The sequence below is a fragment of the Turicibacter sp. HGF1 genome (assembly GCF_000191865.1).
In the GTDB taxonomy this organism is placed as follows: Bacteria; Bacillota_I; Bacilli_A; order MOL361; family Turicibacteraceae; genus Turicibacter; species Turicibacter sanguinis.
Genome location: NZ_AEXQ01000057.1, coordinates 1 through 10,785 on the forward strand (window position 1 = coordinate 1; position 10,785 = coordinate 10,785).

Genomic DNA, 10,785 nt, shown 5'->3' on the forward strand with positions numbered 1-10,785 from the left:
CCTGTTTTAGGCGATTTTTTCTTTATTTAACCCACTCAACAATACTTTCTAATGGTTGACGACTTTTTGGTTTAGCTTCATTTTTACGATATCCAAATGCAATCATTAACGTTAAATAGAAGTGATCTTTATCGAGTAATCCTCGACTAACTAATAAGTTTTCAACTGCCTGTTGATCATATCCACCGATTGGACATGAATCAATGTTCTCCATTGCTGCAACTGTCATCATATTTGCGGCTGCTAAATAAGTTTGTAAACATGAATAATTCAAAATAGCACGCTCGTCATTATTAAAACGAGTATCTTCAATAGATTTCATGATACCTTTAAATCCTTCAATTGTTTCATTTGGCATCTGTTTAACATCTCGTAATAAATAGTCGATGTACGCAGAGTTGTGTTTTAAATCACTAGCATTGCGACTAAGTAAAATAATAAGGTGTGAACAACTAGGAATTTGTACTTTTCCACCCCAAGAGAGTGGCGCTAACTCATTACGAAGGGCCTCATTCTCAATAACAAGAAATTTCCATGGTTCAATTCCCATTGAGCTTGGCGAAAGTTGGCCTGCTTTTAAGATCACATCAAAATCTGACTTTGAAATCTTTTTACTTGAATCAAATTCTTTACAGGCATGGCGAAAATTAAGAATATCTAAAATTTCTTGATGATTCATTTGAATTCCTCCTTGTATAATAATAGATTTAACCAAGTTAATAGGTTTCATTCTAATGTTGAATAAATGGCATTGTTTCAACGACTTCAATATTTAAATCAGCTAATTCTTTTAAGGCACGATTACGATATTCTTCTGTTTCGTAATACATATTATGATGTGCATCAATTCCAATGATAGCTTTACATCCGACTTCGGCTGCAATTGTCCAGAAATTAATATTTGGGAATCCATTTACATTAAAATCACGATTATAGATATATCCTGAGATATTATATTCTAATAAGATATCTAATTCTTTTGCTTTTTCACATATTTTACGGCAAACGTAATAGAAGTCTTCATTAAGATCCGTCCATGATCGCATAAATAAATCAGGATGGGCGAAGTATGAGAATAAGCCAGTTTCCATTCCTTTGATAGCTGTTTCCATATATTGATATAAGGCTTCTTTTGACGTTGTCTCTGTTCCAAAATAATAACCACGAGATTCATTTTCAGAAAAGTGATTTCCAAAAATAACGTAATCTAGCTTATATTCATGAATTAAGTTTTTAAGCCATGGCAAGTATTCCTCAAAATACTCACACTCTAAACCAATTTTGACGCTAATTTGATTTTTATATTTTTCTTTTAGTGCTTGGACACTTGTCACATAATTTTCAAACTCAGAAACATCCATGCGAATTCTAGATGAATATCCATTTTCAAATGGCCAAGGACAGTGATCAGAAAATCCAATTTCATCGAAGCCACCTTTGATAGCACTTAAAATATATTCTTCATCGCTTCCTTTTGCGTGATGACATCTCGTTGTGTGTGAATGATAATTTGCCTTCAACTTATTTCATCCTCCTCGGTACAAAACCAATTAATTCAAATTCATTATAACACAGTTGAAAAGAACTAAAAAATCCACGAGAATTCTCGTGGATTTTTTAGATTTAGGAAGTAGAAAGAAGGCTTAAAATCATAAATGATCTGCAAAACGTGTAACCACTATTAGCTTATCCATAATTTTGAAAATTATTTATATATTTTTAAATTAATTATTTTTATTATTATGTAGACAGTTATCAATCGCGATTAACATGGCAATAAAGAAGGCATCATCCTGGCCAGTAGCCACTTGTAGTTCATAGTGATCACTTAGTTTGAACCATTTTTTTTCAATGTGTCCAACTTCTTGACCATCCTTTGTAATGCTAAAGTTGTGATCAAAGACATCTCCACGTAATTGAAAATTTCCATATTCACTTTCAACATCAAGCTTGGGTTTAAATAGACTAGGTCGACGTTTAATTGTTGCGCATAAGATGTCTCCTTTATAAATATCATAGGCTCCCCATACAGTCATAAGTTTTTGCTTAACGGTGAATAATTCATTTTGGTTTAAATCGCGAATGGTTAATTGATCGGCGATAGCTATAAATTTTCCGGTTACTTCAAAAGCTGCTTGTTCATGTTTATCATAAACATAATAGTGATCTCGTAGTGAAAATATTTTTTGTTTAATATAATAGGTTCCCATTAAAAATCCCCTTTGAAAAAATTGGTATATATAGGTTGATTTTATTTTATAATGCCATTATAATAAGTGTAACAATATTTTATAACGAAGAGAGGATGGAGTAAACATGAATTCAAATTTAACAACACGATTTTACTATAGCTATTATTGTTAGGTTTGTATTTATGATTTCTTCATTTCATCATAGATACAAACCTTTAGGCGTTTGTCTCTATGATGGCTATAACTTCTTATAAAGTAGATGCCACATAGAAAATAACTATGTGGCCCTTTTTATGAAAAATGGACAAGGTAACCACATAGTCACTAGATACTATGTGGTTTTTTATTTACACGAAAAAGGAGAGGAAAGTATGAAACAAAAAGTTGATATTATCGTTGTAGGATTTGCCTTGTTTTCAATATTCTTTGGAGCAAGTAATTTGATTTTCCCACCATTTATCGGGGTGACATCAGGAAGTGAGTGGCTAACAAGTTTCCTTGGATTTATTTTAGGAGATGTTGGAATCATCTTACTTTCAATTTACGCTGTTGCAAAGGCTGGAAGTTACCAAGCCATTATGGGGCGTGCTGGCAAAGTATTTGGAGTTAGCTTAGAAGTTATCACCATGCTTTGTCTAGGACCCATTATCGCGATTCCAAGAACGGCCGCGACAACATTTGAATTAAGCATTCAACCCTTTACATCTGGAATTAATTCGGCTGTCTTCTCAGTTATTTTCTTTGCCGTAACTTTACTATTAACCATTCGTCCAAGTAAAGTAATGGACATTATTGGAAAGTTCTTAACACCAGTTTTATTACTAGCCCTAGTATTCTTAATTGGGAAAGGATTCATCTCTCCTCTAGGTAGTTTAAATCATACGATTACTTCAGACGATTTATTTGCGACGGGGTTAACACAAGGATACCAAACAATGGATGCTTTAGCGATAGGGGGAATCACAGCTTTTATGATGACTTCTTTCTTAAGTAAAGGATACACTGATAAACAAGAACAAATCAAATTGACTATTAAATCAGCAATTTTAGCTTCTTGTGGATTAGTCTTAGTGTACGGGGGATTAACTTACTTAGGAGCTACTGTTTCAACACAATTTGATGGATCAGTTTCACAAACTGCCTTATTAATTGCCATTACAAAACAATTAATGGGACAACCAGGATTAATTATTTTAGGTATTATTGTTGCCTTTGCATGTTTAACAACAGCCATTGGATTAACATCAGTGACAAGTAAATACTTTGAAGATGTAACAAACAAAAAATTAAAATACGAATATGTTGCAATTTTCATCTGTGTATTTAGTGCAATTGCATCAAATGTAGGAGTAGACACAATTATTTCACTTTCAGTACCAGTTTTAACGATTATTTACCCGGTATCAGTTGCGTTAATTATCTTAAGTTTATTCAAAAACTTCTTCACAAGTAAATTACCGTATATCCTTGCAGGATATACGACACTTGTTCTAAGTATCTTAACAGCTTTACAGTTGCCGATCATGAATCAGTTGCCTCTTGCTAAGTTGGGATTTAACTGGCTATTACCAGCATTAATAGTTGCACTTGTTGGTCAAATGATGGGAGCAAAACAAGAAATAAAAATTGAATCTTTTGTTAAAGAATTAGATTAGCCTATAAGGCCCAACACATTTAAGTGTTGGGCTTTTTCTTTTTTAATTACTATTTTTCTTAACGTTAATTTTACATTGAATTTGTTAGGATAAGTGTGTACCTAGGATACTAAATATTTTATATGGATGAAAAAAAGATAGAATCATCTATGGGAGAGTTAGAAAATAAGGAGCGTGATACAAAGATGGGGAAAAAATATAAAGCTTTATCTAAAAAAACAATAGCCATTGTTGTGGGAGTCATGATATTAGCTCCAACAGGAGTAATCACATATACAAAGTTTAAGGATAGTAACGAGACTAATAGTGAATTGGTATCTAGGGAACGAGAGTATGAAGTAAAAAGAGGAGATATTATAGCGGGCTCGAATGGATCAGGTTCATTAAAGCTTCAAGCTGTTAATCAAAATTTCGAAGAACCCGTCGAGATAGGGGAGTTATTTGTTAAAGAGGGAGAACGTGTTAGTATTGGGGATAAAATTGCAACGATTTCTGAAAAATTTATTAATGATAAATTAGAAGAGTTAAACTCTCAGCTTGAGCGGGCAACTGCAACTTTAGTATCTACAAAGAATAATAAACAGGTGACTGTTCTGAATCAAAATAAAGCGTGGGAAGATAAAGTACAAGGATCAAAGAATCAATATGAAAGCCAAAGAAATTCCTTAGTAAATAATATTAATCAATTAACGGATAAATTAAATGACGTTAATAAAAAATTAGAGGATGTAAGACGTCAAATAGAAGAGATGCAAAACTTAGCTACAGCTCGCAACGTAGACGAAAATCATGTGTTACAAGAGAATAGCACGGTAGAAGATACCAACCTATTACAAGAAAGCGATGAAACGAAAGAGAGTGATGCAGAAGAAATTGAAGCTAAACTACAAGAATTAAAGCTAACTGAAAGTACATTATTATCAGAAAAATCGTTACTCGAAACAGAGATTAAAAATACAAATCAAAGTTTAAATAGTTTAGATGTTGAACGTACTAAGGAAAAAGAAAGTGAAGTAAAGGAAGAATCAGCTAATAGGGAAATAAATGCATTGACTAATAGCGAGTTAGATCATTCAATTAATAATGCTCAAAAAGAAGTTGATAAAATTAATGAACAAATCGCTAAGGTTAATAAATTAAAAGAGAATTCTACTTTATATGCACAAATAGATGGGACGATTCTTAATTTGAATTATACAGTGGGCTCAACTACTTCATCAGAAATCCCTATTGTAACAATTGGGGAAAATGCCAAGGTTTTTGCAGAAATAACAGTTACTCAAGAAGAAATTACAAAGATTGAAGAAGGACAACGTGTTAATTTAATCGTTTCCGCTTATCAGGATCAAATGTTAGAAGGGACCGTAAGTTTCATTAATTTAAAGCCGAATGGACAAGGAAGTTCAGTTAACTATTCTGTTATGGTTGAGATAAGTGGGAATGATTTGAAATTACTTGAAGGGATGACTGTTAGTGCCCAATTTATTGTCAAGGATGTTAAAGATGTTTTAACTCTTTCTAATAAGGCGATTACATTAAAAGATGGAAAACAATTTGTGCAAGTTAAACAAGACGATGGGACTCTAAAAGAAGTAGAAATTACAACTGGTTTCTCAGATGGAAAAATTTCTGAAATAGTAAGTGGTCTTTCAGAAGGCGACACTGTTGTGGTTGGAGGATAGGAGTATGAGATTTTTTGAAATGATAAGACTGGTTTTAAAAAATCTTTTAGAGAATAAATCGAAGGTGATTTTAACTTCTTTAGGAATTATAGCAGGGACAGCCACAATTGTAGCTGTTATTGCGATCGGAAAGGGAGGGGAAGAGGCAGTCAAGGATCAATTTAGTGGATTGAGCGCAGAAACAATTTATGTTAATGTCGATTATTCTAAGGGAAACAAGGTATTTGAAGGGAGTTATCCACATTTAACAACTGAACAAATGGAGTTTATTATGAATGAAAGTACTACATTAAGTGGTATTTACCTAAGAGGGGGGGCATATAAGCAAGCTGTATTAAATGGAATAAAAGGAAATGTTTCAATTACAGGGGTCACAGAAGAGTATAGCACGGTTTCTAAGTTAAATATTATACAGGGATATAATATAGATCGAATTGATATAGAGGAGGGGAATCATGTTGTTGTAATTGGGGATGGAATAGCAACTAAATACTTTTCACAAGCTGAAGAGGCGGTCGGAAAAACAATTACGATAGAAGGGAAAAATTACAAAATAATAGGAGTGTTAGAAAGAAGTGCGGATGGAATGCAAGGGTTAAGTCCTGATGATACTATTTTTATGCCATATTCTATAGCGCAAGAAAACATTTTTGATAAGAGTACCACACCTCAAATTGTAGCCTTAGCAAATAATATTAAATCCGTTAAAAAGGCAATGGCTGAGATAGAAGATTCGTTGAACTATCTTTTAGAAGATGACAATGTTTACAAAGCTGAAGATGCTGGAAGTCGTATAGAAGCTGCTAGTGAATCTGCACGTACCATGAATGTTTTATTAATCTCTGTTGCTAGTATTGTATTTGTCGTAGGTGGAATTGGGATAATGAATGTTTTATCTTTAACTGTAAAAGAGCGTACAAAAGAAATAGGAATTCTAAAAGCACTTGGAGCACAAGAAAGAACAATTATGTCTTTATTTCTTTTTGAGGCTATTATTATTAGTAGTTTTGGTGGAATAACTGGGATACTTGTTAGTTACTGTGTGATTCCACTCGTTAGGCAGGTAGGAGTAGCAGTGTCGCCTTCAGTTGAAGGCCAAATAATGGCATTAGGATTTGCTATATTTACAGGAACTATATTCGGGTTTTCCCCAGCTTATAAAGCATCTCAACTCAAACCTGTAGAGGCGTTGAGTTATGAATAAAAATACTAATAAAGGAAAGGATGAATTTTATTATGAAGAAAACATTAGAATTAACAGTTTTAGCATTAACAATGGTATCATTAGTAGGATGTGGTGCCGAAGGTGATAAAGGTAATTGGGCTGAAAATAAGGAGGAGCAACCTCAGATTGAGGAACAAGAACAACAACTACAGGTAACTTCCTATTTGGGAAAAGTTGAAAAAATGGTTGGAAATGAAATTAGCCTAAAATTGAGTAATGATAACTATACACCATTAGAAGATGAGAGTGAGGATGAAGAAGCATTAGAATTTACTTTAGATGAAAGCCAATTTTCTCAGTTAGAAAATGGTGAAACTTTTACACTACCAAATGGTGTAGTAATAAAAGGCAATTCAACTGAATTTTCATCAAGTGAATCATCTGATGAAAATCTTGGAGTTTCTGAGGAGTCAATGATTTCACAAGGAGGATTGAATTTTGACCAATTTAGCCAATTGACATTTAATGGAGAAACAAAAGATTTAGTTATTCCAGCGGGAGCTAAAATTTTCAATGGTTTAACTGGAGAAGAAGCATTATTTTCCGATATTAAAAAGGGTTCTATCTTATCTGTGACAATGAATAGTGAAAATAACACGGTCATTAGTATAGATATTCTGGGGTAGTTATGAATCATATTATTACGTTAAAAAATATTAATAAATATTACCATAGTGGTGAAAATTCATTGCATGTACTTAAAGATATTAACCTGAATGTAGAACATGGAGAGTATATAGCTATTTTGGGGTCATCAGGATCGGGAAAGACAACGTTAATGAATATTTTAGGGTGTATGGATATTCCAGATGATGGAGAGTATTATATTAATGGAATTAATACAATGGATTGTAATAAAGTAGATTTAGCAAACTTACGTAATGAACACATTGGATTTATCTTTCAAAAATATCATTTAATACCACAGTACACTGTTCTTGATAATGTGATAATGCCTTTACTAATTAAAGGATTACCAAGAAATGAAGCTGTTAAAATAGCAGAGGAAAAAATAAAAATGGTTGGATTGTGGGAAAGAATTTCTCATAAACCAAATGAATTATCTGGAGGACAGCAACAACGTGTAGCCATTGCGAGAGCTTTAGTTACGAATCCAACTATTTTATTAGCTGACGAACCGACAGGGGCATTAGATTCAGCTACCGGAAAGGATATTCTTCAATTATTTAATGAACTAAATGAACGAGGAAATACTATTATTGTGATTACACATGATCATAAGGTGGCAAAAGAAAGTAAGAAAGTTGTAACAATACAGGATGGAATGATAATATTTGAAAATCAGACAGCCTATTAAATAAAATCCATTAAACAACTTCACTAATATAAAGGTGAGGTTGTTTAATCGTTATTTAGGAGTTTTTTATGAGATTATTAATTATAGAAGATGAAAAAGATATATTATTAGCTTTACAAAAGGGGCTACAGAAGGAAGGATATGCTGTTGATGTTACGGGGGATGGAGAGGAAGCATTAGAGCTTTTAAATTTTAATACCTATAATTTAGTGGTTCTTGATATAAATCTCCCGAGTATAGACGGTTTTTCTATCCTAGAAATATTAAGAGAAAAAGATATGACAACACGAGTAATTATTGTATCTGCGAATAGGGAAATTGAAGATAAAATCAGAGGTTTAGATTTAGGCGCAAATGATTATTTAGTAAAACCTTTCGATTTTTCAGAATTAAAAGCACGAATTAGAGCTTTATTAAGACGAGAGTTTACTAGTGTGCCTACCATCATAAAAGAAGGTGAACTATGTCTTGATTTAGCCACTCATAAGGTCACCTTTAATGACCAAATATTGAATTTAACACTGAAAGAATACTCAATTTTAAAGTACCTCATACAAAATAAAGGACGAATTGTTAGTTCAGAGGAATTAATTCAACACGTTTGGGATGAAAATGCGGATCCATTTACGACAGTAATTAGGGTTCATATTTATTCCTTAAGAAAAAAACTGATCACGATTAGTGGTAAAGACAATATAATTCAAACGATAAAAGGTGTTGGATATTTATTTGGAGGAAGCTAGATTTGAAGAAATTTAAATTGACTTTAAAATGGAGATTTACCTTATTGACTTTAGTAATCATGATTTTAACAAGTGCAATTCTTGTTGTTTCAATTAATTATGATATAAAAAAAACAATGCCAGGGTTAACAGACTTGATAATAGATATCTATTCATTTGAAAATAATGAAACATACGGTATCATTATTCCGAATTATATGACGGATAATAATGTCGTTATTATAGATAATGCCATAGGTGAGACAGTATCGAATATTTATACTACTTCAATTATTACGTTTTGCTTTATTACTATATTAGGTTGCCTTACTACTTATTTTGTAGTTAATAAAGCATTAAAACCTGTTATTGATTTAAACCATAATATAAAGGAAATAAATGAAGATAATTTAACTTGCACTTTAAATGTAAAAGGGCCACATGATGAAATTCAAGAATTGGCCATTTCATTTAATAAGATGCTTGCTAAATTAGAGAATGCATTTGCTTCGCAAAAAAGATTTAATTCTAGTGTAGCGCATGAACTGAAAACTCCATTAGCAGTTATTAAAACCAATATTGACGTATTAAAAAGTAATGAAGAAACTAATATTGAAGAATATAAAACTACTATAGAGGTTGTAGAAAAGTCAGTTTTAAAGATGAATGGAATTATTGAAACATTACTAGATATCATTAGACAAGAAAATGAACCCTTAAATGACCGGGTTAATGTTTCAGTTATTCTTGAAGATGTGGTTGAAGACTTAAATGTCATTGCATCAAAGAGTGGAATCAGTATAGAAGTTAACATAGAAGAGATAGAAGACGAAATGGTAGGAAATGAAATTTTACTATATCGAGCACTGTACAATATCATTGAAAATGCTATAAAGTACAATAAGCCTTTAGGAACAGTCACAATTTCTTGCGTGAAAGAACAAGAAAATATCTATATAAAAATCTCTGATACTGGAGAGGGGATAGCGGTAGAGGAGTATGAAAATATATTTAAACCATTTTACCGTTGTCAAGGAACTAATCTTTCTTCCAATAGTGGAATAGGCTTAGGGTTATCTTTAACCCAATCAGCTATAAAAATGCATGGAGGAGAAATTACTGTAAACAGTATTATTAACCAAGGAACTGAATTTTTAATAATATTGCCTATCGTGGTATAGAATTAAAATTAAATGAGTCTAAAAGTAAAAAATGTGATTATTTTGATTAGAAGTAATCACATTTTTTACTATATATATATTGATAATAATTATCATTAAATATCATATTATCAATTAATTTGAAGAAAAGTAGTAATTATTATTGATTTTTATTTAAAAATGATATAAACTAGTAATAGTTACTAGTTTATAAGAAAAAAGTTGAAAATAAGAGTTATAAGGAGAGATCTATAATGAGTAATTTAAAAGGAACTAAAACTGAAGAAAACTTAATGCATGCATTTGCAGGAGAATCAATGGCGCGTAATAAATATACTTACTATGCTGCTAAAGCAAAAGAAGAAGGATATGAGCAAATCTCTAACATTTTCTTAGAAACAGCCCATAATGAAATGCAACATGCAAAATTATGGTTCAAGTTATTGCACGAGGGTGAAGTAGCGGATACAATGACAAATTTAAAAGATGCTGCAGCGGGAGAAAATGGTGAGTGGACAGATATGTATGCAACATTTGCAGCACAAGCCCGCGCTGAAGGGTTCAATCGCATTGCTGTATTATTTGAAATGGTTGGAAAAATCGAAAAAGAACATGAAGCACGTTACTTACAATTATTAAAGAATTTAGAAGAAGGTCAAGTATTTGAGCGTGATGGAGAAGTAGCTTGGATTTGCCAAGAATGTGGACACATTCACTTTGGTAAAAAAGCACCTAAAAAATGCCCAGTTTGCTCATATGATCAAGCACACTTCGAAATCCGTTCTGAAAATTACTAATATAAATAAAAAAAACTGATAGAATACTACTACG

Annotated in this window: 11 protein-coding genes; 8 read left to right on the forward strand and 3 right to left on the reverse strand. The window is 32.1% G+C overall.

The window, feature by feature from the left end; all coding sequences use genetic code 11:
* Positions 1 to 22: 22 nt before the first annotated feature.
* From HMPREF9402_RS05145 to HMPREF9402_RS05155, 3 genes are all read right to left on the reverse strand, one after another.
* Positions 23 to 679, reverse strand: coding sequence for an NAD(P)H-dependent oxidoreductase (locus tag HMPREF9402_RS05145; protein WP_006785021.1), 657 nt, complete (start codon positions 677 to 679; stop codon positions 23 to 25).
* 52 nt (positions 680 to 731) lie between these two features.
* On the reverse strand, positions 732 to 1,520 hold the full coding sequence (locus HMPREF9402_RS05150; protein WP_006785022.1) for a histidinol-phosphatase: 789 nt from the start codon (positions 1,518 to 1,520) through the stop codon (positions 732 to 734).
* A gap of 204 nt (positions 1,521 to 1,724) precedes the next feature.
* On the reverse strand, positions 1,725 to 2,210 hold the full coding sequence (locus HMPREF9402_RS05155; RefSeq protein WP_006785023.1) for an LURP-one-related/scramblase family protein: 486 nt from the start codon (positions 2,208 to 2,210) through the stop codon (positions 1,725 to 1,727).
* Between the two features lie 353 nt (positions 2,211 to 2,563).
* On the opposite strand from HMPREF9402_RS05155, the gene brnQ reads away from it, so the two are divergent.
* From brnQ to rbr, 8 genes are all read left to right on the forward strand, one after another.
* Entirely contained in the window at positions 2,564 to 3,847 is a 1,284-nt protein-coding gene (gene brnQ, locus HMPREF9402_RS05160; RefSeq protein WP_006785024.1) for a branched-chain amino acid transport system II carrier protein, read from the forward strand.
* A 185-nt stretch (positions 3,848 to 4,032) separates the two neighbouring features.
* Positions 4,033 to 5,529 carry an HlyD family efflux transporter periplasmic adaptor subunit gene (locus HMPREF9402_RS05165; RefSeq protein ID WP_229059669.1) on the forward strand — a complete coding sequence of 499 codons (1,497 nt, stop codon included), beginning with the start codon at positions 4,033 to 4,035 and terminating at the stop codon, positions 5,527 to 5,529.
* A gap of 4 nt (positions 5,530 to 5,533) precedes the next feature.
* Positions 5,534 to 6,733 (forward strand): ABC transporter permease, encoded by a 1,200-nt coding sequence (locus HMPREF9402_RS05170; RefSeq protein WP_006785026.1) that lies wholly within the window; start codon positions 5,534 to 5,536, stop codon positions 6,731 to 6,733.
* A 32-nt stretch (positions 6,734 to 6,765) separates the two neighbouring features.
* Positions 6,766 to 7,380 carry a hypothetical protein gene (locus HMPREF9402_RS05175; protein ID WP_009606737.1) on the forward strand — a complete coding sequence of 205 codons (615 nt, stop codon included), beginning with the start codon at positions 6,766 to 6,768 and terminating at the stop codon, positions 7,378 to 7,380.
* Positions 7,381 to 7,382: 2 nt separating this feature from the next.
* On the forward strand, positions 7,383 to 8,072 hold the full coding sequence (locus HMPREF9402_RS05180) for an ABC transporter ATP-binding protein (protein WP_006785028.1): 690 nt from the start codon (positions 7,383 to 7,385) through the stop codon (positions 8,070 to 8,072).
* A 68-nt stretch (positions 8,073 to 8,140) separates the two neighbouring features.
* Positions 8,141 to 8,815 (forward strand): response regulator transcription factor, encoded by a 675-nt coding sequence (locus tag HMPREF9402_RS05185; RefSeq protein ID WP_006785029.1) that lies wholly within the window; start codon positions 8,141 to 8,143, stop codon positions 8,813 to 8,815.
* Positions 8,816 to 8,817: 2 nt separating this feature from the next.
* Positions 8,818 to 9,975, forward strand: a complete 1,158-nt coding sequence (locus HMPREF9402_RS05190) for a sensor histidine kinase (RefSeq protein WP_009606738.1) — start codon at positions 8,818 to 8,820, stop codon at positions 9,973 to 9,975.
* A gap of 233 nt (positions 9,976 to 10,208) precedes the next feature.
* Positions 10,209 to 10,751, forward strand: coding sequence for a rubrerythrin (gene rbr / locus HMPREF9402_RS05195; RefSeq protein WP_006785031.1), 543 nt, complete (start codon positions 10,209 to 10,211; stop codon positions 10,749 to 10,751).
* Positions 10,752 to 10,785 lie beyond the last annotated feature (34 nt).

Coding starts and splice junctions, on each gene's coding strand:
- HMPREF9402_RS05145 (WP_006785021.1), bottom strand. CDS start 679: ATGAATCATCAAGAAATTTTAGATATTCTTAATTTTCGCCATGCCTGT.
- HMPREF9402_RS05155 (WP_006785023.1), bottom strand. CDS start 2,210: ATGGGAACCTATTATATTAAACAAAAAATATTTTCACTACGAGATCAC.
- brnQ (WP_006785024.1), top strand. CDS start 2,564: ATGAAACAAAAAGTTGATATTATCGTTGTAGGATTTGCCTTGTTTTCA.
- HMPREF9402_RS05165 (WP_229059669.1), top strand. CDS start 4,033: ATGGGGAAAAAATATAAAGCTTTATCTAAAAAAACAATAGCCATTGTT.
- HMPREF9402_RS05170 (WP_006785026.1), top strand. CDS start 5,534: ATGAGATTTTTTGAAATGATAAGACTGGTTTTAAAAAATCTTTTAGAG.
- HMPREF9402_RS05175 (WP_009606737.1), top strand. CDS start 6,766: ATGAAGAAAACATTAGAATTAACAGTTTTAGCATTAACAATGGTATCA.
- HMPREF9402_RS05180 (WP_006785028.1), top strand. CDS start 7,383: ATGAATCATATTATTACGTTAAAAAATATTAATAAATATTACCATAGT.
- HMPREF9402_RS05185 (WP_006785029.1), top strand. CDS start 8,141: ATGAGATTATTAATTATAGAAGATGAAAAAGATATATTATTAGCTTTA.
- rbr (WP_006785031.1), top strand. CDS start 10,209: ATGAGTAATTTAAAAGGAACTAAAACTGAAGAAAACTTAATGCATGCA.